Below are 26641 nucleotides of genomic sequence, written 5' to 3'. Positions count from 1 at the left end.
CCGGCTGCCGTGCCGAGGCCGGGCCGCGCGGGGCGGACACGGGTGGACGTGCCGTCCCCCGACCGCGCCGACGGCCTGCAAGACTGCGCACGAACCGTCGTCGTCGCCGGTGTGCCGGTGTCATCGTCCAGGAGAACCCGTGACCGATCTGCGTACCTTCATCGCCGGACTGCCCAAGGTCGAACTGCACGTGCACCACGTCGGTTCCGCCTCGCCCCGGATCGTGGCCGAGTTGGCCGCCCGCCACGAGGGGCGTACGCCGGTCCCGGCCGACCCGGAGTTGCTCGCCGACTACTTCGTCTTCCGCGACTTCGCGCACTTCATCGAGCTGTATTTGAGCGTCGTGGACCTGGTCCGCGACCAGGAGGACGTCTGGATCCTCACCCACGAGGTGGCCCGGGAACTGGCCCGCCAGCAGGTGCGCTACGCCGAGTTGACGGTGACGCCGTACTCGCACGTGAGCCGGGGCATCCCGGCACCGGCGTTCTGCGAGGCGATCGAGGACGCCCGCAAGCGGGCCGCCGCCGACTTCGGCATCGAGCTGCGCTGGTGCTTCGACATCCCCGGCGAGGCGGGTCTGCCGGCCGCCGAGGAGACGCTGCGGATCTCCCTCGACGAGCGCCCGGACGGGCTGGTCAGCTTCGGCCTGGGCGGCCCCGAGATCGGGGTGCCCCGGCCACAGTTCAAGCCCTACTTCGACCAGGCCCGGGCGGCGGGTCTGCACTCGGTGCCGCACGCGGGGGAGACCACCGGCCCGCAGACCGTCTGGGACGCCCTGCGCGAGCTGGGCGCCGAGCGGATCGGCCACGGCATCTCCGCCGCGCAGGACCCGGAGCTGCTCGCGTACCTCGCCGAGCGGCAGATCGCCATGGAGGTCTGCCCGACCTCCAACGTGCGGACCCGGGCGGTGGCCGCCATCGAGGAGCACCCGCTGCCCACGCTGGTCGAGGCCGGGCTGCTGGTGACGATCAACTCCGACGACCCGCCGATGTTCGGCACCACCCTCGACGACGAGTACGCGGTGGCCGCCCGGCTGCTCGACGCCGGCCCGGAGCAGGTGGCGGCGCTGGCCCGCAACGCGGTGACCGCCTCGTTCCTCGACCCGGCGGGCAAGCAGCGGATCATCGCGGAGATCGACGCCTACCTGGCCGCCCCGCGCGACTGACCTCGCCTGCGGAAGTCGCGGGTCCCGACCGATCCGGTCGGGACCGGCGGACGCCTGGAAGTGCGCGCGACGGGAGGAGGTGTGGGGGGACCGTGTCTCCCGCCGCGCGCACGGCTCCACCGGCCGATGTGCGCTGGGAGCGGAGAGCCGGCGGAACTGCTGGGTTCGGAGCTGATCCTGACACCCTTACCGGGCCAATGGGACGTCGTTAATTCGGATCTAAGGAAGACTTGTGCCGCCGCACAACCCGGCCGCCCGTGACCCGGTCAGGAGTCGGTGGGCCGTTGCCTCGGCCAGCGCCGTCCGCTGCCCTTCTGCTCCCGTGCCTCCCGGGCCATCCGACCCACCAGGCCGAACCGGCTGACCTGCCGGGGCGTCGCCTCCGGGTCGGCGAGCAGCATCACCACGCTCGCGCCGCCCAGCCGCGCCCGGTCGATGCTCACCGAACCGTTGGCCTGCAACGCCACCCGCTTGGCGATGTCCAGCCCGAGGCCGGTGGAACCCTGGTCGCTGGTGCCCCGGCGCAGCGCGCGATCCGGGTTGGCGATGCCCGGCCCGGCGTCGTCGATCCGGATGGCCACGTACCCGTCGCGCCGGGACACCGCCACCTCGAACGCGGTGCCCTGCGGGGTGTAGCGGAACACGTTGCCGATCACCGCGTCGAGCGCGGCGGCCAACTCGGCCCGGGGCACCGGCGCCGGGATGCGCAGCTGGGCGCCGACCACCCGGTGTGGGCGGTTCTGGTCACCGGCCAGGGCCGCCCAGAACACCATCCGGTCCCGGACCACCTCGCTCACGTCGCACATCGCCGGAGCCGCCTCGGTGGCCACCGCCTTGCGGGTGGTCTTGATCAGCACGTCGATCTCGCCCTCCAGGGTGACGATCGCCTGCCGGATCCGCCGGATGCCGCGTCGGTGGTCCAGCTCCGCCTGACTGAACGCGTCCACGCTGGTGTCGTCGGACTCCAGCGCCTCCGCGTCGAGCCGGAGCACGGTCAACGGGGTCCGCAGCCGGTGGGACAGGTCCGCCACCAACTCCCGCTCCTCGGTGCGGGCCGCGACGAACCGCTCCGCCATCCGGTTGAACGCGTGCCCGGCCTCGGCCACCTCGCGCGGGCCACTCGGCTCCACGCGTACGCCCAGGTCGCCGTCGCTGACCGCGAGCGCCGCCTTGACCAGCCCCCGGGTGGCGTCGACCGTACGCGCGGCGAGCCGGTCGACCACCAGCACGGCCGCGCCCACCAGGGCGACGGCGACCCCGGCCAGCAGCCACCAGCGGCCCGAGCCGCCGAGCGCCTCGTCCGGTACGAACACCTCCACGACGGCCGTCCGGTCGCCCAGCACCACCGGGTCCAGCCGCAGCACCCCGCCGTCGACGTCGACCACCAGGGAGCGTCCCTCGTCGCGAGCCCGGTCGAGCTGCCCGGCGTCGGCGCGTCCGGCCTCGGCGGCCACGTCGTCGAGACCGTGCACCACCGGACGGGTCGCCGGGTCGGCGCCGCTGGCCTCGATGGCGCGGTCCACCACCGCCGGCTCGGTGCTCACCGCGAGCGCGCCGGTGACCAGCGCGCTGCGTCGGGCCGCGTCGGCGATCGCCTCCTCGCGGGCCTGGCCGCCCAGAGCCAGGCCGAGCGGGATCAGGAAGGCCAGTGCCAGCAGGATGCCGGTGCCGCCGGTCAGCAGCGCCAGCGAGCGCCTCAGTCCGGCGCCACCAGCCGGAAGCCCACCCCCCGCACGGTGCGCAGGTAGCGAGGCTTCGCCGCGGACTCGCCCATTTTGCGGCGCAGCCAGTACAGGTGCACGTCGATGGTCTGGTCCTCGCCGACCGATGGCTGCCGCCATACCTCCTCCAAGAGCTCCCGCCGGGACACTACCCGGCCAGGTCGGGCGGCGAGATAGGCCAGCAGGTCGAATTCCTTACGTGTCAGCGCCAGCGCCTCACCGTCCAGGAGGGCGCTGCGTTCACCGACGTCGACCCGCAGCCCGCCGACGCTGTGCACGGCCGGTGCCACGCCGCGACTGGCACGGCCCACCCGGCGCAGCACGGTGGTGATCCGCGCGTCCAGGTGCGCGCCGGTGAACGGCTTGACCATGTAGTCGTCGGCACCGGCCCGTAGCAGCTTGACCACGGATTGCTCGTCGTCGCGGGCGGTGGCGATGATGATCGGTACGTCGGTGATGCCGCGCAGCATCCGCAGCGCGTCCGACCCGTCCAGGTCCGGCAGGCCCAGGTCGAGCACGACCAGATCGGGGGTCTCGGCGGCCACCCGGCGCAGCGCGTCCAGCGCGGTGCCGACCGCGTGCACGGCGTGGCCCCGGTCGGTGAGGGAACGAAGCATCGCGCCGCGTACGACGTGATCGTCTTCGACCAGCAGGACGGTGGCCACGCCAGAACGGTACTCGGAGTGGCGCGGTACGTCGTTGCGGCCCACCCGACAACCCGCCAAGCTGGTACGACAATGACGTTCACCCTCTATCCCGACACCCGTCTGGCCCTGGCCGGAGACTCACTCGCCGGACTCTCGGTCGGTGACGCGCTCGGCTCCCAGTTCTTCGTCCCCGGCAACGTCCCGGCCGACCTGGCCGCCGGTCGGCTCCCACGACCGCCCTGGCAGTGGACCGACGACACCGAGATGGCCTGCTCGGTCGTGGCGGCGCTGACCGAGACCGGTCGCGTCGACCGCGACGCCCTCGCCCTGGCCTTCGCCGAGCGCTGCGAGCCGTACCGGGGCTACGGTCCGGGCGCGGTCCGCATCCTGCGCCTGATCCGGACCGGCACCCCGTGGCCGGTCGCCGCCGCCTCCGCCTTCGACGGGCAGGGATCCTGCGGCAACGGCGCGGCCATGCGGGTCGGCCCGCTGGGCGCGTACTTCGCCGACTCGACCAGCCGGGCCGCGGCCCAGGCCCAGGCCTCCGCCGAGGTGACCCACGCGCACCCGGAGGGGATCGCCGGAGCGGTCGCGGTGGCGGTGGCCGCCTCGCTTGCCGCCCGAGCCCGGCTCGACGGGGACCGCCCGGACCCGGCCCGCCTGCTCGCCGGGGTGGCCGCCGCGCTGGATTCGGCGACCGAGGTGCACCGCACCGTACGCCGGGTCGCGGGACTGCTCGACCGGCCACTGCCCGAGGTCGTCGCGGCGGTCGGCAACGGCGCGCGGGTCACCGCCCAGGACACTGTCGCGTTCACGCTGTGGGTGGCCGCCGTGCACCTGACCGACTACCCGGCGGCGGTCCGGGCCTGCGTCCAGGCGGGCGGCGACGTGGACACCACCGCCGCCATCGCAGGCTCGGTGGTGGCCGCCCACACCGGAGTGGGCACCCCGGGCGGGGTGCCCACCGACTGGCTGGCGGCCCGGGAACCGCTGCCCGACTGGACCGACTGACCCGTGCCGCTCTGACCCGTGCCGTTCAGCGGGTCGCGCCGGCCTGCGCCACCCGGTCGTCGCGGCGCTGCGCCGGGTCGGCGTCGGCCGTAGGGGTCGGCCGGTCCGCAGGCGTCGCGTCGGCCACCGACTCGGCTCGTCCGGTCACCGACTCGGCCGGTGTCGGCGTCGACTCGGCGGTGGCCGTCGGGCCGTCCTCGGCGGCGGATTCCCCGTCGAGCACCGACCGGTCGATCTCCGCAGTGCTGGAACGGCGGCGTCGGCTGATCAGCCAGCCGATCACCGCGCCGCCGCCGAGACCGGCGACCAGGCCGGCGGCGAGCAGGCTGTTGGCGTTCGGGCCCGCGTCGGGCGCGGTGGTGGCCGGAGCGGGGGCACCCGGCACGGCACCGCCGGGTGCCGCGCCGTGACCACCGTGGGCGGCACCGGGGTACGCCGGGTCGCCCGGGGTGAGGGTCAGCGCGGGCAGCGGGCGCTGGCCGGGGCGGTCGCCCCAGTGCACCTGGAGGCCGTCGGCGTAGGTCTGGGTCAGCTCGAACCGCACCTGCTCGGTCTGCGGCAGCGGTGCCATCGAGAACACCAGCCGGGCCGGGCCCGCCCCCGCCTCGCCGGTGCCCCGGGTCCAGGTCAGCGCGGCGGTCACCACGTCGGTCGCCGGGCCGTGCATGCCCGCGATCGGGGCGTCGAGCTTGCGGGTGGTGATGGCGGGCGCCCAGCCCTCCACCGAGAGCGGGTACACCTCGGCCACCGGAGTCTCCGCCGGCATCCGGATCTCGATCCGCTCGGTCCGGACCCCGGGCCGCTCGTCGGGCACCAGGAACTCGAGCTTGACCGAGTTGCCCTGCTGGGCCTCGGCCGGCGTGAACGTCACACCGTCGGCCCACGCCGTGCTCGCGGGCCAGAGCAGTACCCCGGCCGTGGCCAGGGCGGCCACCAGCGCGCCCCGGCGTCGACGGCTGCCGCCGCGCGTCATCGCCATGCTGGGTTCCCCTCCACATCGACGTGGCCGGAACCGGCTCCGGCCACACCTGGTAGTTCGGATCCCAGGCCGAAAAGGTTCAACGGTGGCGGGATTCGTCCCCTACGGTGTCGGGGACGGTGGCCACCACGCCGACCGATACCATCGCGGTGAGCCGTCACCGGCACCTTTCCGTCACATCTGCTGCGAGGAGTTCACCCGTGTCCGCACCCCGTACCCCCGCCGTGGCCGACCCCGTCGTCGTCGCCGCCGGGACCACGGCGGCCGACGCGGTGGCGGCGGCCGGGTTGCCCACCACCGGCCCGAAGGCGATCGTGGTGGTCCGCGACCCGCAGGGCACCCTGCGCGACCTGGACTGGCGTCCGGCCGAGGAGGCCGCCGTCGAGCCGGTCGCGCTGGACTCGCCGGACGGGCTCGACGTGCTGCGGCACTCGACCGCGCACGTGCTGGCCCAGGCGGTGCAGGACGTCTTCCCCGAGGCCCGCCTCGGCATCGGTCCGCCGATCGAGAACGGCTTCTACTACGACTTCGCCGTCGACAAGCCGTTCCAGCCGGACGACCTGGCCAAGGTCGAGAAGCGGATGCAGGAGATCGTCAAGTCCGGGCAGCGGTTCCGGCGGCGGCGCTTCGACAGCCTCGACGAGGCCAAGACCGAGCTGGCCGCCGAGCCGTTCAAGCTGGAGCTCATCGACGTCAAGGGCGAGGGGTTGGACTCCTCCGAGGTGATGGAGGTGGGTGGCGGCGAGCTCACCATCTATGACAACCTCGCCGCCGACTCCGACAAGGTCTGCTGGTCCGACCTGTGCCGGGGCCCGCACCTGCCCAACACCCGCCTGATCGGCGCGTTCAAGCTGATGCGCTCGGCCGCCGCGTACTGGCGGGGCAGCGAGAAGAACCCGCAGCTCCAGCGGGTGTATGGCACCGCCTGGCCGACCCGGGACGCGCTCAAGGCGTACCTGAAGCTGCTGGAGGAGGCGGCCCGGCGCGACCACCGCAAGCTCGGCGCGGACCTCGACCTGTTCAGCTTCCCCGACGAGCTCGGCTCCGGCCTGGCGGTCTTCCACCCCAAGGGCGGCATCATCCGCCGCGAGATGGAGAACTACTCGCGGCTCAAGCACGAGCAGGCCGGGTACGAGTTCGTCAACACCCCGCACATCACCAAGGGCCACCTGTACGAGGTCTCCGGGCACCTCGACTGGTACGCCGACGGCATGTTCCCGCCCATGGAGGTGGACGGCGCGAGCTACTACCTCAAGCCGATGAACTGCCCGATGCACGACCTGATCTTCCGGTCCCGGGGTCGCTCCTACCGGGAGTTGCCGCTGCGGATGTTCGAGTTCGGCACGGTCTACCGCTACGAGAAGTCCGGCGTGGTGCACGGCCTGACCCGGGTGCGCGGCATGACCCAGGACGACGCGCACATCTTCTGCTCCGAGGAGCAGATGGCCGGGGAACTGAAGTCCCTGCTCGCCTTCGTGCTCGAACTGCTGCGCGACTACGGCCTGGACGACTTCTATCTGGAGCTGTCCACCCGCAACCCGGAGAAGTCGGTCGGCACCGACGAGAACTGGGAGCGGGCCACCGAGGCGCTGCGTTCTGCGGCCGAGGAGTCCGGCCTGGACCTGGTGCCTGACCCGGGCGGCGCGGCCTTCTACGGCCCGAAGATCTCCGTGCAGGCCAAGGACGCCATCGGCCGGACCTGGCAGATGTCCACCATCCAGGTCGACTTCAACCTGCCGGAGCGCTTCGGCCTGGAGTACCAGGCCGCCGACGGCACCCGGCAGCGGCCGGTCATGATCCACCGGGCGCTGTTCGGCTCGATCGAGCGGTTCTTCGGCGTGCTCACCGAGCACTACGCCGGGGCGTTCCCGGCCTGGCTGGCCCCGGTGCAGGTGGTCGGCATCCCGATCCGCGAGGACCACGCCGACTACCTGCACGGCTTCGTCGCCGCGCTGCGCGCCGAGGGCGTCCGCGCCCAGGTGGACGCCGGTGACGACCGGATGCAGAAGAAGATCCGGACCGCCCAGCAGCAGAAGATCCCGTTCATGGTGATCGCCGGGGACGACGACGTGGCCGCCGGCACCGTCTCGTTCCGCTACCGGGACGGCTCGCAGCGCAACGGCGTGCCGCTGGCCGAGGCGGTCACCCACGTGCTCGACGTCGTCCGCACCCGCACCAACGTCGGCCCCTCCGCCCAGATGTAAGGAAGGGCACCTTATTAACGCCTGCGGTAGAGCAGGGGACCCTTCCTAACACTCACGCCGGGCGCCGTTCCATCGATCACGCCGGGTGCCGGGCCGAGGCTCGGCACCCGCTCGGCGGGGCCGTAGGATCGCCGGTGTGACTGGGGGAGCGGACGAGCACGACGACAGGGACATGGCCGACGGGCTGGACCGGCTCTGGACGCCCCACCGGATGACCTACATCTCCGGCGAGGACCGACCCGAGGGCGGCTACGAGCAACCCTCCGGCTGCCCGTTCTGCCTGGCCCCGGCCCGACCGGCGGAGGAGAGCCTGGTCGTGGCGCGGGGCGAGCACGTCTTCGTGGTGCTCAACCTGTACCCGTACAACCCGGGGCATCTGCTGGTCTGCCCGTACCGGCACGTGGCCGACTACACCGACCTGGACGAGCCGGAGACGGTCGAGCTGGCGTCGTTCACCCAGGCCGCGATGCGGGTGGTCCGCAAGGTCAGCAACGCGCACGGCTTCAACCTGGGCATGAACCAGGGCGGGGTGGCGGGCGCCGGCATCGCCGCCCACCTGCACCAGCACGTGGTGCCCCGCTGGGGCGGTGACGCCAACTTCATGCCGGTGATCGGGCGTACCAAGGTGCTGCCGCAACTGCTCGGCGACACCCGCGACCTGCTCGTCCGCGCCTGGCCGACCTGACCTGACCCGCGCCCCGCAGCCCCGCGCCCCGCAGCCCCGCGCCCCGCAGCCCCGCGCCCCGGGCCTCGCGTCCTGCGGGCTTCGTCGCGGGGCCTCCGCGCCACCGTGGACCCCGGCAGGGCCCGCGCCGACCACTGCCGCGCGCCGCCTTTGCTCTGCTCCACCCCACGCAACGGTTACGCGCTGGAGTTGATGCGTATCGGTGAGCAGAGCAAAGGCGGCCGCGAGGGCAACCGCATCCTCCGGCGATTCGCAGGTCGTCCGGGTGGGACACGAAACGGGGCGAATCCGCGCCGCGCCGGGGTGATCCGTGGGCGACGGTCCCCCGTACGGATGATCGTGCTGGATGTCTGTCAAACCGTGTCCGGAAGATGGCACGATGCGCCGGTGGCGGAGTCGACGCGCACGCTCGGGCGCAGCGGGATCGAGGTCAGTGCCCTCGGCATGGGCTGCTGGGCGATCGCCGGTCCCTGGTCCGAGGGGCACACCCCGCTGGGGTGGGGGGCGGTCGACGACGAGGAGTCCGCCCGGGCGGTCCGCCGGGCCCTCGACCTCGGCGTGACCCTCTTCGACACCGCCGACTCGTACGGTGCCGGGCACGGTGAACGGCTGCTCGGCCGGGCGCTGGCCGGGCGGCGCGACGAGGCGGTGATCGCCACCAAGTGGGGCTACACGTTCGACGAGCGGTCCCGGCAGGCCACCGGTCGGGACGCGTCTCCGGCGTACCTGCACCGGGCGGTACGGGACTCGCTGCGCCGCCTCGGCACCGATCGGATCGACCTGTATCAACTGCACCTGGCCGACCTGCCGGTGGCCCGGGCGCAGGCGCTGATCGGCGTCCTGGAGGACCTGGTCGCCGACGGGCTGGTGCGGGCGTACGGCTGGAGCACCGACCGGGTCGACCGGGCCGTCGCGCTCGGCCAGGACGCCCGGCACGGCGCGGTCGTGCAGCACAGCCTGTCGGTGCTCCGGGACGCCCCCGACCTGCTCGCGGTCTGCGACAAGTACGACCTGGCCAGCGTCAACCGGGGGCCCCTCGGGATGGGGTTGCTCACCGGCAAGTACCACCACTGTTCGACGCTGCCGCACGACGACGTGCGGGGCATGACCTCGGGATGGCTGGAGTGGTTCCGGGGCGGGCGGCCGGCGCCGGAGTGGCTGCGCCGGGTACACGCCGTGCGGGCGGCGCTGACCGCCGACGGGCGCACCCTGGCGCAGGGCGCGCTGGGCTGGATCTGGGCCCGCAGCGACCGCACCATCCCGATCCCGGGATGCCGCACGGTCGCCCAGGTCGAGGAGAACGCCGCCGCCCTGGCCCTCGGTCCGCTGCGCCCGGACCACTTCGCCGAGGTCGAACGTCGACTCGCGGCCCTGCGTTCGGCCGCCCTGCGCGAGGTCGACCGCCCCTACTGGCCCAGCCCCATGCTCCCCACCGCCCGCCCCTGACCGGCCCCACCCCCACCACCCGCCCGCCTCCCGCCGGGGGTCCGGCCGCGCCGATCATGGAGTTGTGGCACGCCCAAATAGTCCTCAAGGGGGCGAAACGGCAGCCACAAATCCATGATCGACGGCGACCCCGCCGACGACTGGCGCGGCGCCGACGGCGACCCGCCGACGGCGACCCGCCGACGGCGACCCGCCGACGGCGACCGCTGCGACGGGGGCGACGGCTGCGACGGGGGCGACGGCTGCGACGGGGGCGAGGGCGGTGGGGGTTAGAGGGTGGGGTGGGAGTCGTAGCGGAGGAAGCGGCGGCGGAAGGTACCGGCGCCGGCGGTCATCGCGCGCAGCTCGACCGCGTACCGGAGCAGCCCGCTGGCGGGCACCTCGGCGCGGACCAGGGTGCGCCCCTCGGCGTCCGGGTCCGGTTCGGTGCCGAGCACCCGGCCGCGCCGACCGGAGAGGTCGCCCATCACCGCGCCCACGCTGCCGTCGGGTACCCGCACCGTCACCTCGTCGATCGGTTCCAGCACCACCGGTGCGCCCCGGTCGGCGGCGTCACGCAGGGCCAGCGCCCCGGCGGTCTGGAACGCCGCGTCGGAGGAGTCGACACTGTGCGCCTTGCCGTCGACCAGGGTCACCCGCAGATCCACCACCGGGTGACCGGCGACCAGCCCGCGTTCCATCTGGGCGCGTACGCCCTTCTCGACCGAGGGGACGTAGTGGTGCGGTACGGCGCCGCCGACCACCCGGTCGACGAATTCGAAACCGCCTCCGCGTGGCAGCGGTTCCACCTCGACGTCGCAGACCGCGTACTGGCCGTGCCCGCCGGACTGCTTGACGTGGCGGCCGTGCCCACGGGCCGGTGCGGTCAGCGTCTCCCGCATCGGTACCCGTACCGGTTCGGTGTCCAACTCCACCCCACCGGCGCGCAGCCGGTCCAGGACCACGTCGGCGTGTGCCTCGCCCATGCACCAGAGCACCAACTGGTGGGTCTCCGGGTTGCGCTCCAGCCGCATCGTCGGGTCGCCGGCCACCAGCCGGGCCAGGTTGCGGGCCAACGCGTCCTCGTCGGAGCGGGTCTTCGCCACCACGGCCACCGGCAGCAGCGGCTCGGGCATCTCCCACGGGGCGATCAGCAGCGGGTCGTCCTTGGCGGAGATGGTGTCGCCGGTCTCCGCGCTGCCGGACTTGGTGATCGCGCAGATGTCGCCGGCCACCGCGACGCCGACCTCGCGCAGCGTGGCACCGAGCGGGCTGTAGAGGTGGGCGATGCGCTCGTCGGCGTCGTGGTCCGGGTGGCCGCGTTCGGCCAGGCCGTGTCCGGCGACGTGCACGGTACGGTCCGGACGCAGCGTGCCGGAGAAGACGCGTACCACGCAGACCCGCCCGACGTGCCGGTCCACCGTCGTCTTGACCACCTCGGCGACCAGTGGACCGTCCGGGTCGCAGGTCAGCGGCGGGCGCGGCGAGCCGTCGACGCCGGTGACCGGCGGCAGGTCGTGCTCGGGCGGGGACGGGAAGCCGGCGGTGAGCACCTCCAACAGCACGTCCAGCCCGACCCCGGTGGCCGCGCAGACCGGCACCACCGGATAGAAGTGCCCCCGGGCGACGGCCTTCTCCAGGTCCTCGACGAGCAGGGCGGGATCGATCTCCTCGCCGCCGAGGTACCGGTCCATCAGGGTCTCGTCCTCGCTCTCCGCGATGATCCCCTCGATCAGCTCGTCGCGGGACTCCACGATCGCCGGCAGGTGCTCCGGGTCGGGCTCGCGTACCTGCGCGGGCAGGCCGGCGGTGTAGTCGAAGACCTGTCGGGTGATCAGCCCGAGCAGGCCGGCGGTGGACTCGCCGTCGTCACCCAGCATCGGCAGGTAGAGCGGGACCACGTTGTCGCCGAAGACGCGCTGGCACAGCGCCACCGCCTCGTCGAAGTCGGCGCGCGGGTGGTCCAGTCGGGCGACGGCCACCGCCCGGGGCATGTCGACGGCGGCGCACTCCTCCCAGAGCGCGGCGGTGCCGGCGTCCATGCCGTCCACGGCGGAGACCACGAACAGGGCGGCGTCGGCGGCCCGCAGCCCGGCGCGCAACTCGCCGACGAAATCGGCGTAGCCGGGCGTGTCCAACAGGTTGACCTTGATCCCGTCGTGGTGCAGCGGCGCGCAGGACAGCGCCACCGAGCGCTGCTGGCGTACGGCGGCGGGGTCGTGGTCGCAGACGGTGGTCCCGTCGGCGATCGAGCCGGGTCGGTCGATCGTGCCGCTGGCCACGAGCAGCGCCTCGACCAGCGTCGTCTTGCCCGCCCCGGAGTGCCCGACGAGCACCACGTTGCGGATCCTGGCGGGGTCGGTCACCGCCGGCACGCCGCCGGCGGCCCCCTTGTCGTGACTCTTCTGCGCCATCGGGCGCACCTCCCTCAACCGGTGGTGGTAGGTGGCGACCGCCGCGCGCGACGGGGACCGGCCCGGGCGGGTACTGCGGCGATATCTTCCGGGGAACCGCTCCGAACCGTGCAGTCAACGGGTGGTCGGGTGAGCCGGGTCACCTTACTGGCTCGATCTCACACCCGTCGGCGGACCGACACAACCCTTGCCACGCGGACCGGCGGTGTCGCCGGCCAGGGGGCCGACCGTTATCGTGGGACCGCCATGGCGAAGATCTTCCAAGTAACGGCCCGCGCGGGGATGACCCGCGTCGTGGAGCCGATCGCCCGCAGCCTACTGCGCGCGGGTGTGTCCCCCAATGCGGTCACCGTCGCGGGCACCGTCGGAGTGCTCGTCGGTGCGCTCGGCTTCGGTGCGCGCGGCCACCTGGTCGCCGGTGCGCTGATCGTGACGGTCTTCGCGCTCACCGACCTGCTCGACGGGACGATGGCCCGGATGAGCGGCGGGTCCACCACGTTCGGGGCGTTCCTCGACTCCAGCATGGATCGGGTCGCCGACAGCGCGGTCTTCGGCGCGGTCGCCTTCTATCTGGCCGGCGAGGGGGACCGCGGTGGTGTGGCCGCCGCGCTGATCTGCCTGGCCGCGGGCGGTCTCGTCTCGTACGTCAAGGCGCGCGCCGAGGGGCTCGGGATGAGCGGCAACGTCGGCATCGCGGAGCGTACCGAGCGGCTGCTGATCGTGGGCGTCGGCGGCCTGCTCGCCGCGTGGGTCCACCCGGCGGCGCTGCCGATCGCGCTCTGGCTGCTGGCGGCGGTGTCGCTGTTCACCGTCGGCCAGCGGATGCGGTACGTCTACCGGCAGGCCCAAGCCAGGTGAACCTCACCGAGCTCGGGTTCGTCGCCGGCTGGCGGCTGGTCCGGGTGCTGCCCCGGCCGGTTGCGGCGGCGGCGTTCGACGCGGTGGCGGACCGGGCCCACCGTCGTCGGGGCAAGGGTGCCAGCCGGCTGCGCGCCAACCTGCGCCGGGTGGTCGGGCCGGAGCTGCCCGACGCGGAGCTGGACGAGCTGGTCCGGGCGGGTCTGCGGTCGTACTCCCGCTACTGGATGGAGGTGTTCCGGCTGCCGTCGCTGAGCCGGGAGCAGGTGCTCGCCGGTTTCCGGCTGGACGGCACCGAGAAGCTCGCCGCCGACGTGGCGGCCGGGCGGGGCGCGGTGATCGCGCTGCCGCACGCCGGTAACTGGGACCTGGCCGGTGCCTGGGTGGCCGCCAACGGGTGGCCGCTGTCCACCGTCGCCGAGCGGCTCAAGCCGGAGGGGGTCTTCGAGCGGTTCGTGGCCTTCCGGGAGGGCCTGGGCATGGAGATCCTGCCCACCACCGGGGGAGCCCGCCCGCCCATCGACGTGCTGACCGACCGGCTCCACGCCGGTGCGGTGGTGCCGTTGCTGGCCGACCGCGACCTCTCGGCCCGGGGCGTGGAGGTCGAGTTCTTCGGCGGTCGGAGCCGGATGCCGGCCGGTCCGGCGCTGCTGGCGCTGCGGACCGGTGCCCCCCTGTACGTGGCGTCGCTGTGGTACGAACCGGATGCGGCGTGCGCCTCGATCGAGGGGCCGCTGCCGCTGCCGGGACCGGCGGAGGGCTCGCTGGACGAGCGGGTCCGTACGCTGACCCAGCGGATCGCCGACGGTCTCGCGTCGGGCATCGCCCGGCATCCGCAAGACTGGCACATGTTGCAGCGGATGTGGCTGGACTGAGGGGACGGGACGCAATGCGGATCGGCATCGTCTCCCCGTACTCCTTCGACGTGCCGGGCGGGGTGCAGAACCACGTCATGGATCTCGCCGAGGCGCTGATCGGGCTCGGCCACGAGGTGAGCGTGCTGGCGCCCGCGGACGAGGACTCGCCGCTGCCGCCGTACGTGGTGCCGGCCGGCCGGTCGGTGCCGCTGCCGTACAACGGCTCGGTGGCCCGGATCGCGTTCGGCCCGGTCTCCACCGCCCGGGTGCGTCGCTGGATCACCCGGGGCGACTTCGACGTGCTGCACGTGCACGAGCCGCTGACGTTGAGCCTGTCCATGCTCGCCGTGCTCTCCGCGCGGGGGCCGGTGGTGGCCACCTTCCACACCGCGATGACCCGCTCCCGGGTGCTCTCGGTCGCCCAGGGCGTCCTGCAGATCGTGCTGGAACGCATCACCGCGCGGATCGCGGTCAGCGCGCTGGCTCGCAAGGTGCAGGTCGAGCACCTGGACGGCGGTGCGGTGGAGATCCCCAACGGGGTGGCGGTGGCCAAGTTCGCCGGGGTGGCGCCGTTGCCGGGCTGGCCGGGCGAGTACGCGCCGGGCGACGGCGGGACGCTGGGCTTCCTGGGCCGGTTCACCGAGCCCCGCAAGGGGTTCCCGATCCTGCGCGACGCCTTCGTGGAGTTGGCCCGGCAGCGTCCCGGGCTGCGGCTGCTGGTCGCCGGTCCGGGGGACCGGGACGACCTGTTCGACCAGTTTCCGCCCGATCTTCGGGATCGGGTGACCTTCCTCGGACTGGTCTCCGAGGAGGAGAAGGCCCGGATGCTGCGTAGTGTGCACCTGTACGTGGCGCCGAACACCGGTGGCGAGTCCTTCGGCATGATCCTCACCGAGGCGTTGGCCGCCGGCACCACGGTCGTCGCCAGCGACCTGGACGCGTTCCGCCGGGTGCTCGACGGCGGGCGGGCCGGGCGGTTGTTCCCCACCGGTGACGCGGTGACGTTGCGCGACCGCCTGGCCGAGCTGCTGGACGACCCCGCCCAGCGGGCCGAGCTGACCGCCTGCGGGCACCAGGTGGTGACGAATTTCGACTGGCCCGTGGTTGCCCGCCGCGTTCTGGAGGTATACGCAGCGGCGATCGAGGCGACCGACGGACGGGTGATCGACCAGGAGTGGGTGGGGCCGGACTGACCGGGAGGAACGGGAGCAGCACTACGATGCCGGGCATGTGGTGGGTGGTGGGCGCGACGGTGGTCGTCGCCCTGGTGGCGGCGTACCTGATCTGGACCGCCGGCCGGGTCGAGCGGCTCCAGTCCCGTGCGCAGCTCGCCGCGCGCGCCCTGGACGCCCATCTGCTGCGTCGGGCCGCCGCGGCGGCGGTGCTGGCGGAGCGTCGGTACGGCGTCGAGCTGTACGCGGCGGCGCGGATCGCGCTGGACGCCGGCCCGGACGAGCGGGAGGCGGCCGAGAACGACCTGACCCGGCAGTTGCGTGCGGTCGAACTCGACCCCTCCGACCCGGACTGCGACGCGGTGGTCGCGGCCAGCCGGCGGCTCGCGCTGGCCCGGCAGGTGCACACCGACCTGGTCCGGGACGCCCGTTCGGCGCGCGGCCGGCCACTGGTGCGGCTGTTGCGGATGGGGCGGGGGCACACCTGGCCGCGCTACTTCGACATCGACGATCCGACGTTGACCGTGCCGGCGGCCGACGTGCGGACCCGCTGATCAGCCGTCCGCGCCGGTTCCCGGCGTGTCGGTGACCGGGGCCACAGAGCAGGCCACCACGCCTTCGATTGGCTGTCGGAGGGGCCTCGCGCCGCGCGTAGCATCTGCGCTGCCCCCGCCCCGAGTACGCCTGAGGAGCCTGTCCAGATGACTTCCCCGACCAGCAGTGCCAGCCCGGTCGTCGGCACCGCCCGCGTCAAGCGCGGGATGGCCGAGATGCTCAAGGGTGGCGTGATCATGGACGTGGTCACCCCCGAGCAGGCCAAGATCGCCGAGGACGCCGGTGCGGTCGCGGTGATGGCGCTGGAGCGCGTCCCCGCCGACATCCGCGCCCAGGGCGGGGTGTCCCGGATGAGTGACCCCGACATGATCGACGGCATCATCCAGGCGGTCTCCATCCCGGTGATGGCCAAGGCCCGGATCGGGCACTTCGTGGAGGCGCAGATCCTCCAGGCGCTCGGTGTGGACTACGTCGACGAGTCCGAGGTGCTGACCCCGGCCGACTACGCCAACCACATCGACAAGTGGGCGTTCACCGTCCCGTTCGTCTGCGGCGCGACCAACCTGGGCGAGGCGCTGCGCCGGATCACCGAGGGCGCGGCCATGATCCGCTCCAAGGGCGAGGCCGGCACCGGTGACGTCTCCAACGCCACCACCCACATGCGCAAGATCCGCCAGGAGATCCGTCGGCTCCAGACGTTGCCGACCGACGAGCTGTTCGTCGCGGCGAAGGAGTTGCAGGCGCCGTACGAGCTGGTCAAAGAGGTCGCCGAGAGCGGCAAGCTGCCGGTGGTGCTGTTCACCGCCGGTGGTATCGCCACCCCCGCCGACGCGGCGATGATGATGCAGCTCGGCGCCGAGGGCGTCTTCGTCGGCTCCGGCATCTTCAAGGCCGGCAACCCGGCCCAGCGGGCCGCCGCGATCGTCAAGGCGACCACCTTCCACGACGACCCGGACGTGCTGGCCAAGGTCTCCCGGGGGCTCGGCGAGGCGATGGTCGGCATCAACGTCGACGACATCCCGGTCCCGCACCGTCTCGCCGACCGCGGCTGGTGACATGCAAGGAAGGGCCCCCTGCTAACGCCTCGTGCATAGCAGGGGACCCCTGCTAACACCCCGGAAGGAACGCATGTGACGGCACCCGTGATCGGTGTGCTCGCCCTGCAGGGCGACGTCCGTGAACACGTCACCGCCCTGACCGGGGCGGGCGCGCAGGCCCGACCGGTACGCCGACCGGCGGAGCTGGACGCGGTCGACGGTTTGGTCATCCCCGGTGGGGAGTCCACCACGATCAGCAAGCTGGTCGACATCTTCGAGTTGCGTGAGCCGATCGACAAGCGCATCGCCGCCGGCCTGCCGGTCTACGGCTCCTGCGCCGGCATGATCATGCTGGCCACCGAGGTCCTCGACGGCCGCCCCGACCAGCGGGGCTTCGACGGCATCGCGATGACCGTCCGGCGCAACGCGTTCGGCCGCCAGGTCGACTCGTTCGAGGCGCCGGTGGAGATCACCGGAGTCGAGGGTGGCCCGCTGCACGCGGTCTTCATCCGCGCCCCCTGGGTGGAGCGGGTCGGCGACGACGTCGAGGTGCTCGGCACGGTCACCGCCGGCCCGGCCGCCGGGCGGATCGTGGCGGTGCGCCAGGACAACCTGCTCGCCACCTCGTTCCATCCGGAACTCACCGGTGATGCGCGACTGCACGCCTACTTCGTGGACCTGGTCCGCGCGGCGCGCTGACCGCGCCCCGGTAACGCGCGCCCACGCGGGCGAACCCACCACGGGCGTACGCTCACGCGGGCGGTGGTGCGGTGCCGTGTCGGGGGTTGGCGCGGGCCCAGCCGCGCAGCACCGGGTCGGTGAGGTGGTTGAAGCGCTCCATCTTCGTCGGCCACTCGTTCTTGAACGCGATCACCTGCTCGTCCGGGGCGAGTTGCAGCAGCTCACCGACGCTGCACCCGATCCGCCTGGACAGGGCGGTCGCGGCACCGAAGTTCGCCGGGCTGAACACCTGGAGCACACCCGAGTTATTGATCATGGTCTCGGCGGCGACACCGTAGAGGCTGGACAACTGCGCGAGGTCCTGCCAGAAGGTCCAGGTGCGCAGCCCGTACCCGCGCAGCAGCGTGATCGCCTCCTGGAGCAGTGAGAACCGGCCGAGCTGGGCCGCCTCGTCGATGAGGAACAGCAGCCGGGACTGGTTGATCGACCGGCTGTTCATCACGTAATACAGCAGGCAACCCACCCAGGCCCGCAGCAGGCGCTGATGGGTACGCAGCTTGTGCGGCGGGATGACCACGTAGATGGAGATCCGCCGCGCGGGATTGGTCAGGTCGCTCAGGGCGAAGCTCGTCCGGGCGGTGGCGTCCACGGTCCGCCGGGAGCTGAAGGCGGCCAGTTGCTGGGCGGCGGTGGCCACGATCCCGCTGAAGGTCTTCTCCGCGTCCGCGATGCTGAGCAGCATCTCGAACTCCTGTCGGGTGCCCGGCGGCATCGACTTCGACCGCGTGTCGAGCGCCACCGCGAGCCGGTAGCGCAGGTCCGACTCGAAGAGCTGGGTACGCAGCTCCTGCAGTGTGTCGGGCCGGTCCGGCTGGCCGGTCATCAGGTCGGTGGCGAGCGCGGCGATCAGCAGCTGCGCCATCTCGTCCCAGAACGGGTCGGACAGCGACTGGATGCCGCCCATCAGGATGTCGGAGAGCACCCGACCGAAGTCCTCGGGCTCCTCGGCGGCGTCGTCGTCGCGTCGCAGCGCGCCGAAGACGTCGAACGGGTTCAGCGAACCCCGCTTGTCGCTGCCGCCGTGGCTGGCACCGAACGGGTCCAGCAGCACGATCTCGTTGCCCAGCACGGTACGGCGGTGCTCGTGCGTGACGTCGTAGTTCTCGCCCTTCGGGTCGATGACCACCACCGAACCCTCGTAGGTGAGCAGGTTCGGGATGATCACGTCCCGGCCCTTGCCGGCTCCGGTGGGCGCGATCGTCATCAGGTGGCTGTCGTCGTCCGAGGCGACCACCGGGCCCAACTCGGCGTCGTCGACGATGTGTTCCTCGCCGAGGCCGAGGCGGGCGCGTACCCCGGTGTCGCTGGGCCGCCGCTGGGCGAACTGGCTCTTGGACAGCGGCTCGGGTTCCAGGTGACGCACGACTGCCCGGCCGAGAATGAGCTTGGACATCCGCGACTGCCTCTCTAGGGGTACCGGCTGATGCGGGCGGGACGGACTCCGGCCATGGCGCCGCTGCCGGTGCCGGAGACGACCGTCAACGGCAGCGGCTGCTGGTAGTGGTTGCCCAGCACGTCGAAGTACTCGATCTCGACGAGCACCAGACTCGGCTGGGCGACCTGCGGTGGGTCGACGAAGCGGAGCCGCTGCTCGACGTCGGTGGTGGGCATGACGACGTCCGCCTTCGGGGCGCTCAGTGCCTCGAAGGCCAGGCTGGTGCGGTCGATCCGGATGCCGGTGATCTGGATGCCGAGGATCGGTCCCGACCCGACGTTGCGGAGCCGGACGGAGAGCACCACCAGGGCCTGCCCGCGCCAGGTCAGCCGGGAGTCCTGGATCATCGGAACGGGGATGATCGAGGCCCGGAGCTGTTCGGCGGCGACCCGCACCTCCCGATCCGAGGAGCGGTTGTTCTGCCAGGACAGGAACAACGCGACGATGCTGCACCCGAAGGTGGCCACCAGGCCCGCGAACTGGATGACGTTGAGCGTCTCCTGCGTCACGGCATGGTCCCGACGGCGCAGGAGAACTCGCAGTCCTTGAAGAAGTCGGCCAGGAAGCCCTTGACGACGCGGTCCCGGAAGAAGTCGCGGTACGGGATCGTGTACTGCTCCAGCAGGAACTCTGGCCGAGGGGCGATGCGCGACTCCAGGGCCGGGTCACCGTCGCCGATGGTCTCGGAGATGCAATAGAAGTCCAGCCAGATGCCGCGGTAGCCCTGGTTCGAGGGGGCCTGGATGTCGTAGATCTCGCGTACGTGCACGTCGGGGGCGACCTCGCGGAAGTTGGAGATCTCCACGTCGAGTCGGCCGGTGCGCAGCGGACCGGCGGCGCCACCACTGGGCACGGAGAGGAATCGGCCGTCCTCGCCGGGGCGGTGCGACAACAGGTTGCCGATCAGTTGGTGGCTGCTGACCGGGCGGGGTGCGCGTACCGGAATGAAATCGTAGGTGAGCAGGGAGAACAGGTAACTGGTCCGGATCGGTTGCAGGTCGAAATCGGAATGCAGGATGTCGGACAGGTCGATCGCGATTCGCGACACCAGTCCCTGGATGTAGGGCATGAACACCCGGTACCAATTGTGGAAGAGTCGCAGCGACGATCCGGGCCGTTCGAGGATGATGCGCAGGTCGCGCCGGATGGCCATCCGGAAGCCGAAGGACGAGTCGTCGTAGACGATCCCGATGTTGCCGTCGGACCAGTCCAGCCGCAGGTGCTGCACCGAGTACAGTTCGGCGGCCTCCAGCACCTCGGCGACGCTGCGGTACAACCGGGCCCCCACCGCGCGTTTGAGTTCGGGCGGCAGGTCGAGATCCTGTGCGTACGGCAGTTCCACCATGAGCGAGAACTTGTTGAGCGCGCTGACGCCGCCCTTGCCGATCATCGGCAGGTCACGGCCGAATTCCTCGAAATCCTCCAGCACGTATCGCCTCCGGGGTGGGTCGACTGCTCACGACAGCGCCAGTGTGTGGCACCCGGGCCAGCCGGAAAAGGCACGCCCCGGGGCCGGAAGAATGGCTGTTCGGCGGATCCTCGGCAATTGCCGGATGTGCCGAGGGCTACCGTCGGGCGGTTTTAGGGGAATTGCGGTACGCGCCGCCGACGATCCCCGCCATTTCTGTCGGAAAGCCGCCAGGAAGCGGTGCTGCCCGCAGTCCGCAGTGCGCCGAACCAGCCCGCGACGGGCGCAGGGCGTCGGACTCAGCCGGCCACCGAGCGCAGGGCGCCGGGACGTCGGCCCCGCAGGCGGTCGAGCGCCTCGGCGCAGGCGGCGTCGGCGGGCAGGTGGTCCCGGGCGCGTTCGTCGGTGAATAGCTTTTGTCTGATCTGTGAAGCTCGGGGGAGATCAGGCCGGCGGCCGACGTGCGGCGGGTGACGACCACCCGCCGCACGTCGGTAGGATTGTCGAGATTCGGCAGGGCCTTCTGGCCGCCACGGCTTCCACCAGAGCTGACCGGCACCACCGCGTGCGCGGGTGCGGAGCGGGGCGTGCGCGGTGCGGTCGATGCAGACGGCGGGTAGCAACGGAGGTAACAGATGTCCGGCCACTCAAAGTGGGCGACGACCAAGCACAAGAAGGCGGTCATCGACGCCAAGCGCGGCAAGATGTTCGCCAAGCTGATCAAGAACGTCGAGGTCGCGGCGCGGACCGGTGGCGGTGACCCGGCCGGCAACCCGACCCTCTTCGACGCGATCCAGAAGGCCAAGAAGAGCTCGGTCCCGAACGACAACATCGACCGGGCGGTCAAGCGCGGCTCCGGCCTGGAGGCCGGCGGCGCCGACTACCAGACGATCATGTATGAGGGGTACGGCCCGAACGGCGTCGCGCTGCTCATCGAGTGCCTGACCGACAACCGCAACCGCGCCGCCACCGAGGTACGCACCGCGCTGACCCGCAACGGCGGCTCGTTCGCCGACGCCGGCTCGGTGTCGTACATGTTCTCCCGCAAGGGCGTGGTGATCGTGCCGAAGGCGGGCACCACCGAGGACGACGTGATGCTGGCGGTCCTCGACGCGGGCGCCGAGGAGGTCAACGACCTGGGTGAGGCGTTCGAGGTGGTCTCCGAGCCGGGTGACCTGATCGCCGTGCGGACCGCGCTCCAGGACGCCGGCATCGAGTACGAGTCGGCCGAGTCCTCGCTCGTCCCCAGCGTCACCGTGCCGCTGGACGAGGAGGGCGCGCGCAAGATCTTCAAGCTGATCGACGTGCTGGAGGACAGCGACGACGTGCAGAACGTCTTCGCCAACTTCGACGTCAGCGACGAGGTGATGGAGGCGGTCGGCTGACCTGCCGCCCGACCGGCGCACACCGGAACGGCCCGTCCCCGATCAACGGGGACGGGCCGTCCGGCGTTCAGGCCACCGGCCGCAGCGGGATCAGGGTCGGCAGCGACTCCTGGGCGATCCAGCGGCTCGTGTTCCGGGTGGCGTTCTTGTTGATCAGGGCTCGGTCGATGGTCCTCACCGGTCGGCCCAGGTAATAGATCTCCGTGCCACTGGCGGAGTCGCCGTTGTACGCCACGCAGGTGTGCGTGATCTCGACGGTCACCAGCCGGCCGAGTGAGTCGTACTCCCGGATGGTGTCGTCCCGGCAGGTCGGGGCGAGCTTGACGACGAGGTTCTCGTAGCCCCGGATGAGGCTGTTGAGCAGGTCGTTGACGGGAAGGTTGTACTTGGCGAAGGCGACCATGGCGATCGAGTAGATGACCCCCATCAGCTTGCCGATGTTGTCGGCGGCACGCGGGTCCTGCACGGCGTTCAGATAGGCGTTGGAGAGGGCGGCGCAGTCCACCGCGCCGTTGACGAACGGGCCGAGCAGGCTTCCCGGCATGCTGTCGATCTGCGCGATCTTGGTGACGGCGGCTTCGGTGCACGCCTCCACGTCGGCGGCGGCGATCGCGTCGATGTGGTTGAGGATCTCCTGCTTCGAGTTCTCGACGGCGGCGATGATCTCTCGCTTGGCCTGTTCGAGGCCCCCGCCGCCGCTGCTGCTCAGCAGGTGCGTGGCCACTGCGGTGATGATCTGGGGCCACGGGATCGCCGCGCGGGCAGGCTGGGCGGTGCCGGACACGGTGAGCACCATCGCGGTGGTCGCGGCGACGATTCCGGTGACGATTCGGTGTTTCATGGATGCACCTTCGTTCCTGGGAGAGGCGGGGGTCTTCACGGCAGGGGAACGCCGCGGCTGATCAACAGGTCCAGGGTCCGCTGGGCGAGCGGCAGCGCGGTGTCGCGCATCAGGACTTCCGCGACGGCCGCCGCCGGAAAGGAACCGTCGGTCAACGGGCCGCCGTCGATGCGGTACTGGCGGGTCAGCGGGTAGTACTCGGCGGTGACCGTCTTGCCCGCGAACGAACAGGAGTACGTGATCAGGCCGGAGTTCGGATTTCCGCTCGGGGGGCAGTGCGGGGTCATCTCCTGGATGAGGTACTCCAGACCCTGACGGAAGTACGGCCGTTGGGCCGCCGCGAGATTCGTGCCGTCCTCGGCGTCGACCATGAGGTAGGCGGCTTCCAACTGCGTGAACAGGACGATCATGGCTCGGCCCACGGCATCGAGGGCGTTGTCGTCCTCGTGGACCGTCCGCAGGTGGTTCTTGGCCACGTACGCGGCGTCGTGGGTGCTGTTGATCGCGGGCCCGGCGGCCCACGGCACCCGCAGCAGTTCGACCTTGGTCACGGCGGCTTCGGTCCTGGCCCGGATGTCGTTGGTGACCTCACTGTTGAGGCGGGTGAGCAGGTCGACCTTCGCGCCGTTGACCGCCCCGATCATCTGCTGGATGAGGCGGCTGATCTCCAGCGGGGTGTAGACACCGTCCTGCCCCATCTCGGCGGCGGCGAGGAGGATGTCGATGATTGCTCCGTAGTTGGTGTCGGCGGCGACCTGTGCCCTGGCCGGCGGCGGCCCCGCCGCCGCCGGGGCTGCCGGTAGGGCCGTGCCCAGGCCCAGTGATACGGCGACGACCCCGTGGAGAAGAGTTCTCGTTCTCCGCACTCCGTTCCTCCTCGCTCCTGATCGATCGATGACGATCAGCTTCCGCCTCGGGAAAGGCGCGCGGTATCCGTGGAATTACGCAAACTCCGGATTCGGTGAGGTGGTGCCGGACGACTGTCGTCGGACTCGTCGTGGTGGTGCCCGAGGACATGGACCGGCGTCTAAACTCTGCGCGAGGCACGAGTCTGGGGAGGCGCCGTGGCCGTACGTCCGTGGGGCGACGTCACGGCGGCGCACCTGGTCGGGCGTACCGGTCAGTTGGTGGCGCTCGACGCGGCCGTCTCGGCCGTGACCGGTGGGGAGTTCGCGGCGGTCAACCTCTGCGGCGAGGCGGGCATCGGCAAGACCAGCATGCTGCGGGTGCTGGCGCAGCGGGCGAGCGCCGCCGGGTTGCTGGTCTGTGACGGCCGGGCCGCCGAGTTCGAGCGCGACGTGCCCTTCGCGATGTACGCCGACGTGCTGGAGCCGCTCGTCACGGCCGGCGGTGCGGCGGAGGACGGCGAGGTGGTGTCGCGGGCACTCACCGGGCGGCCGGTCCGCGACGGGGCGACCTCGTCGGTGGGCCGGGCCCGGATCTACGCGGCGGTACGGCGACTCATCGACGGTGTCCGGGCGCCCGGTGTCGCGCTGCTCCTCGACGACCTGCACTGGGCGGACGAGCCGTCGCTGGAGCTGACCGAGTACCTGATCCGGAAACCACCCCGCCGTCCGGCGCTGGTCGCGGTCGCCTTCCGCTGCGAGCAGCCCCCGTCCGGGGTCGCCGACGCGATCGTGCACCTCGGCCCGGCCGCCACCCGGATCAACCTGCCCCGCCTCGGCCCCGCCGACATCGACGCGCTGCTGCCGGGGGTGCCTCGCCGCCGCCGGACGCTCATCTCCCGCGCCAGCGGTGGCAACCCGCTCTATGTCCAGGAGTTGTCCCGGTGCCGCGACGACACGCTCGCCGCGCTGGTGGACAACGACGACCTGGACGTCTCGGAGCGGCACGTCCTCACCGGACTGGCCCGCGAGATCACCGACCTGGACGAGCCGGTCCGCCGGGTCGCCTACGCGGCGGCGGTGGCCGGTGACCATGCCTCCATCGGGCTGGTGGCGCAGGTCGCCCAGGTGCCGATCGACGCCGTGGTGACCGCCGCCGACGAGCTGCACCGGCGCGGGCTGATGGACGTCGACGCGGCCCGGCTGCGGTTCCGGCACCCGCTGGTGCGTGCCGCCGCGCACGAGTCGGCCGGGCCGGCGTGGCGGGTCACCGCGCACGCCCGCGCCGTGGCCCACCTGCGCGCCCACCACGGGTCGCCGCAGGTGCTGGCGCACCACACCGAACGCTCGGCGCAACCCGGCGACGAGGCGGCGGCCGAGACCCTCATCGACGCCGGGCTGGCCTTCACCTATCCCGCACCGGCCCAGGCGGCCCGCTGGCTCGGCGCGGCGCTGCGCCTGCTGCCGGAGGGGCATCCGCTCGGCGGTCGTCGTCCGACCGTGCTGCTCCAGTACGCGCGGGCGCTGGGCCTCAGCGGCGAGTTGGAACGCAGCCGGGACGTCCTGCGTGAACTGGCGCACGGCGACGATCGCGTACGCGCCGAGGCGGCGGCGTTCCGCGCGGTCGTGGCCCGCCTGCGCGGTGACATCGACGAGGCGGCCACCCTGGTCACGGCCCAACTCGCCGACGCGCGGCTGCCCCGCACCTCGGCCGGGAAACTGCACGTGGAACTCGCCGCGATCGCCGCCCTCGGCGAGGACGACGACACCACCGTGGGCCACGCCGACCGTGCGATCACCCTTCTGGCCGGGGACCGCCCGCCGCTCTCCGCCGCCGCGTACGCGTTGCGGGCCTTCGGTCGCCTCTACGCCGGAGACCTGGACGCGGCCCGGCGGGACGCGGCACACGCCGCCGAGCTGGTCGACAGCGAGACGAACGCGGCGTTGCGCCCGCACGTGGAGCTGTTCGGCCCGTTGGCCTGGGTGCGGTTGCACCTGGGCGAGGTGACCGCCGCCGCCCATCACCTGGACCGCGCCGCCGACGTCGTGGAGCGCGTCCGGGACAGCAGCGCGGTGCCGTACCTGCTGGTCGTGCGCGTCGCGTTGCTGACGCGACTCGGTCACCTGGAGACGGCCGTGCACGTCGCCGAGGAGGCGGTGACGCTCGCCCACCGCGTCGGCAGCGTCGAGATGCGGGCCATGGCGGAGGCGGTCGCGCTGCGCCCGCTGTTGCTGACCGCCGGCCCGTCCGTCGTCGGCCGGCTGACCGCCGGCGACTGGCCGCGCTCGCGGATGTGGCGGCGGGTCGGCCGGCTGAACCTGGCCGTCGCCCACCTGGCCGCCGGGCGGCCGGAGTCGTGCCTGGAGATCGTCGCCGACCCGGCAGCGTGGCAACCGGGGCCGCCGATCGCGGTACCCCGGGACGTGGTGCACGCGATCGCCCTGGCCCGCTCCGGCGACACCACCCGGGCCCATCGGTACGCCGCCCGCGCCGCCGCGCTGGCCGACGCCGCCGGGCTCGCCTACGAACAGGGCTGGGCCGGCTACGCGCAGGCGTACGTGGCCACCGCCGCCCACCGGCACGACGAGGCCGCCGCCCTGGCCGACGCCGCCGCCACGCGACTGGCCGCCGCCCGGGCACCGGTCGAGGAGGCGCTGGCCCGGCACCTGACCGGCATCGCGTCCGCCCGCGACGGTCGTTCGGCCGCCGCCCGGGACGCCTTCCGGCAGGCCCAGGAGGGGTACGAGAGCTGCGGCGCGAGCTGGCTGTCGTCGGTGCTGGCCCGGCACGCGGCCGCGATCGGGTCCCGCCCGAAGCGGGATCCCCGCCCGGCGGCGACCGGCAGCGCCACCACGCTGTCCGCGCGGGAACGGGAGATCGCCGAGCTGGTCCGCGCCGGCCTGACCAACCAGGAGATCGCCTCGCGCCTCTTCCTCAGCCGCCGCACCGTCGAGTCACACCTGGCCCGCATCTTCGGCAAGCTGGGCGTACGCTCGCGCACCGAACTGGCCGCCCGCCTCACCGGCGACACCCCGACTCTCTAGTACGCACGAGCACGGTTCGAGCCGTGGATACCTGCATATTGTTCTCGGGGAGGTGTCTGGTGGCCAAGACTCTGTTAGACCTCGACGAGGATCTGCTGGCGGAAGCGACGGCAGCTCTAGACGAGTAAGTCCTAACCCTGGTCAGTGGTCGTAGGCGATCAGGGACCTGGTGGTGGGCTGGCCGGTGGTGCGGTTGTGCCAGATCGCGGCG

23 protein-coding genes are annotated in these 26641 nt (G+C 72.3%); 14 read left to right on the top strand and 9 right to left on the bottom strand.

What is annotated here, in order from left to right; all coding sequences use genetic code 11:
• Positions 1-139 precede the first annotated feature (139 nt).
• The gene (locus ACWDVW_RS25370; protein WP_449953437.1) at positions 140-1165 is read left to right on the top strand and encodes an adenosine deaminase; all 1026 of its coding nucleotides are present in this window, start codon (positions 140-142) and stop codon (positions 1163-1165) included.
• 266 nt (positions 1166-1431) lie between these two features.
• Here ACWDVW_RS25370 and ACWDVW_RS25365 read toward each other — a convergent pair whose 3' ends face one another.
• Positions 1432-2688, bottom strand: a complete 1257-nt coding sequence (locus ACWDVW_RS25365) for a HAMP domain-containing sensor histidine kinase (RefSeq protein WP_449953526.1) — start codon at positions 2686-2688, stop codon at positions 1432-1434.
• 173 nt (positions 2689-2861) lie between these two features.
• Positions 2862-3551, bottom strand: coding sequence for a response regulator transcription factor (locus ACWDVW_RS25360; RefSeq protein WP_131054346.1), 690 nt, complete (start codon positions 3549-3551; stop codon positions 2862-2864).
• Between the two features lie 72 nt (positions 3552-3623).
• On the opposite strand from ACWDVW_RS25360, the gene ACWDVW_RS25355 reads away from it, so the two are divergent.
• On the top strand, positions 3624-4544 hold the full coding sequence (locus tag ACWDVW_RS25355; protein WP_449953434.1) for an ADP-ribosylglycohydrolase family protein: 921 nt from the start codon (positions 3624-3626) through the stop codon (positions 4542-4544).
• A gap of 25 nt (positions 4545-4569) precedes the next feature.
• Here the strand turns inward: ACWDVW_RS25355 and ACWDVW_RS25350 are convergent, their stop codons facing one another.
• Positions 4570-5523 (bottom strand): DUF1775 domain-containing protein, encoded by a 954-nt coding sequence (locus ACWDVW_RS25350; protein WP_449953431.1) that lies wholly within the window; start codon positions 5521-5523, stop codon positions 4570-4572.
• Positions 5524-5723: 200 nt separating this feature from the next.
• Here ACWDVW_RS25350 and thrS point away from each other — a divergent pair, with 200 nt between their 5' ends.
• The 4 genes from thrS to ACWDVW_RS25330 all read left to right on the top strand — a co-directional run bounded on the left by thrS (position 5724) and on the right by ACWDVW_RS25330 (position 10131).
• On the top strand, positions 5724-7727 hold the full coding sequence (gene thrS / locus ACWDVW_RS25345; protein WP_449953428.1) for a threonine--tRNA ligase: 2004 nt from the start codon (positions 5724-5726) through the stop codon (positions 7725-7727).
• Between the two features lie 172 nt (positions 7728-7899).
• Positions 7900-8412 carry an HIT family protein gene (locus ACWDVW_RS25340; RefSeq protein ID WP_449953523.1) on the top strand — a complete coding sequence of 171 codons (513 nt, stop codon included), beginning with the start codon at positions 7900-7902 and terminating at the stop codon, positions 8410-8412.
• Positions 8413-8799: 387 nt separating this feature from the next.
• The gene (locus tag ACWDVW_RS25335) at positions 8800-9858 is read left to right on the top strand and encodes an aldo/keto reductase (protein ID WP_449953425.1); all 1059 of its coding nucleotides are present in this window, start codon (positions 8800-8802) and stop codon (positions 9856-9858) included.
• A gap of 114 nt (positions 9859-9972) precedes the next feature.
• Positions 9973-10131: a hypothetical protein gene (locus tag ACWDVW_RS25330; RefSeq protein WP_449953422.1), complete on the top strand. Its 159-nt coding sequence runs from the start codon at positions 9973-9975 to the stop codon at positions 10129-10131.
• Here the strand turns inward: ACWDVW_RS25330 and ACWDVW_RS25325 are convergent.
• Positions 10128-12251 carry an elongation factor G-like protein EF-G2 gene (locus ACWDVW_RS25325; protein WP_449953419.1) on the bottom strand — a complete coding sequence of 708 codons (2124 nt, stop codon included), beginning with the start codon at positions 12249-12251 and terminating at the stop codon, positions 10128-10130. The two genes, ACWDVW_RS25330 and ACWDVW_RS25325, sit on opposite strands and share 4 nt — an antisense overlap.
• A gap of 246 nt (positions 12252-12497) precedes the next feature.
• Here ACWDVW_RS25325 and pgsA point away from each other — a divergent pair, with 246 nt between their 5' ends.
• From pgsA to pdxT, 6 genes are all read left to right on the top strand, one after another.
• Positions 12498-13109 (top strand): phosphatidylinositol phosphate synthase, encoded by a 612-nt coding sequence (gene pgsA / locus ACWDVW_RS25320; RefSeq protein ID WP_449953416.1) that lies wholly within the window; start codon positions 12498-12500, stop codon positions 13107-13109.
• A complete protein-coding gene (locus tag ACWDVW_RS25315; protein ID WP_449953414.1) occupies positions 13106-13984 on the top strand; it encodes a phosphatidylinositol mannoside acyltransferase in 879 nt (292 codons plus the stop codon). The genes pgsA and ACWDVW_RS25315 overlap by 4 nt, the downstream gene beginning before the upstream one ends.
• A gap of 14 nt (positions 13985-13998) precedes the next feature.
• Positions 13999-15159 carry a glycosyltransferase family 4 protein gene (locus ACWDVW_RS25310; protein WP_449953411.1) on the top strand — a complete coding sequence of 387 codons (1161 nt, stop codon included), beginning with the start codon at positions 13999-14001 and terminating at the stop codon, positions 15157-15159.
• A gap of 26 nt (positions 15160-15185) precedes the next feature.
• Positions 15186-15692, top strand: a complete 507-nt coding sequence (locus ACWDVW_RS25305; RefSeq protein WP_449953409.1) for a hypothetical protein — start codon at positions 15186-15188, stop codon at positions 15690-15692.
• A gap of 147 nt (positions 15693-15839) precedes the next feature.
• The gene (gene pdxS / locus ACWDVW_RS25300) at positions 15840-16748 is read left to right on the top strand and encodes a pyridoxal 5'-phosphate synthase lyase subunit PdxS (RefSeq protein ID WP_449953406.1); all 909 of its coding nucleotides are present in this window, start codon (positions 15840-15842) and stop codon (positions 16746-16748) included.
• Between the two features lie 75 nt (positions 16749-16823).
• On the top strand, positions 16824-17429 hold the full coding sequence (gene pdxT / locus ACWDVW_RS25295; protein WP_396746711.1) for a pyridoxal 5'-phosphate synthase glutaminase subunit PdxT: 606 nt from the start codon (positions 16824-16826) through the stop codon (positions 17427-17429).
• A 52-nt stretch (positions 17430-17481) separates the two neighbouring features.
• On the opposite strand, the gene ACWDVW_RS25290 is transcribed toward pdxT, so the two are convergent.
• From ACWDVW_RS25290 to ACWDVW_RS25280, 3 genes are read right to left on the bottom strand one after another with little or no spacing between them, the layout of a single operon-like run.
• Entirely contained in the window at positions 17482-18864 is a 1383-nt protein-coding gene (locus ACWDVW_RS25290) for a type IV secretory system conjugative DNA transfer family protein (RefSeq protein ID WP_449953401.1), read from the bottom strand.
• Between the two features lie 14 nt (positions 18865-18878).
• Positions 18879-19415, bottom strand: coding sequence for a hypothetical protein (locus tag ACWDVW_RS25285; RefSeq protein WP_449953398.1), 537 nt, complete (start codon positions 19413-19415; stop codon positions 18879-18881).
• Positions 19412-20335: a hypothetical protein gene (locus ACWDVW_RS25280; protein ID WP_449953396.1), complete on the bottom strand. Its 924-nt coding sequence runs from the start codon at positions 20333-20335 to the stop codon at positions 19412-19414. The genes ACWDVW_RS25285 and ACWDVW_RS25280 overlap by 4 nt, the downstream gene beginning before the upstream one ends.
• A gap of 614 nt (positions 20336-20949) precedes the next feature.
• On the opposite strand from ACWDVW_RS25280, the gene ACWDVW_RS25275 reads away from it, so the two are divergent.
• Positions 20950-21699 carry a YebC/PmpR family DNA-binding transcriptional regulator gene (locus tag ACWDVW_RS25275; RefSeq protein ID WP_396752722.1) on the top strand — a complete coding sequence of 250 codons (750 nt, stop codon included), beginning with the start codon at positions 20950-20952 and terminating at the stop codon, positions 21697-21699.
• A 67-nt stretch (positions 21700-21766) separates the two neighbouring features.
• Here the strand turns inward: ACWDVW_RS25275 and ACWDVW_RS25270 are convergent, their stop codons facing one another.
• Both ACWDVW_RS25270 and ACWDVW_RS25265 read right to left on the bottom strand, forming a co-directional pair.
• Complete coding sequence (locus ACWDVW_RS25270) at positions 21767-22540, bottom strand: hypothetical protein (RefSeq protein ID WP_396752720.1); 774 nt, start codon at positions 22538-22540, stop codon at positions 21767-21769.
• Positions 22541-22575: 35 nt separating this feature from the next.
• Positions 22576-23406 (bottom strand): hypothetical protein, encoded by an 831-nt coding sequence (locus tag ACWDVW_RS25265; protein WP_449953392.1) that lies wholly within the window; start codon positions 23404-23406, stop codon positions 22576-22578.
• A gap of 198 nt (positions 23407-23604) precedes the next feature.
• Between ACWDVW_RS25265 and ACWDVW_RS25260 the strand changes: the two genes are divergently transcribed.
• A complete protein-coding gene (locus ACWDVW_RS25260) occupies positions 23605-26430 on the top strand; it encodes an ATP-binding protein (protein ID WP_449953389.1) in 2826 nt (941 codons plus the stop codon).
• Positions 26431-26641: the final 211 nt, after the last annotated feature.

This window comes from Micromonospora sp. NPDC003241, from assembly GCF_053589795.1.
The sequence above is the reverse complement of the archived record's forward strand: the minus strand, read 5'-3'. Positions and strand labels throughout refer to the sequence as shown.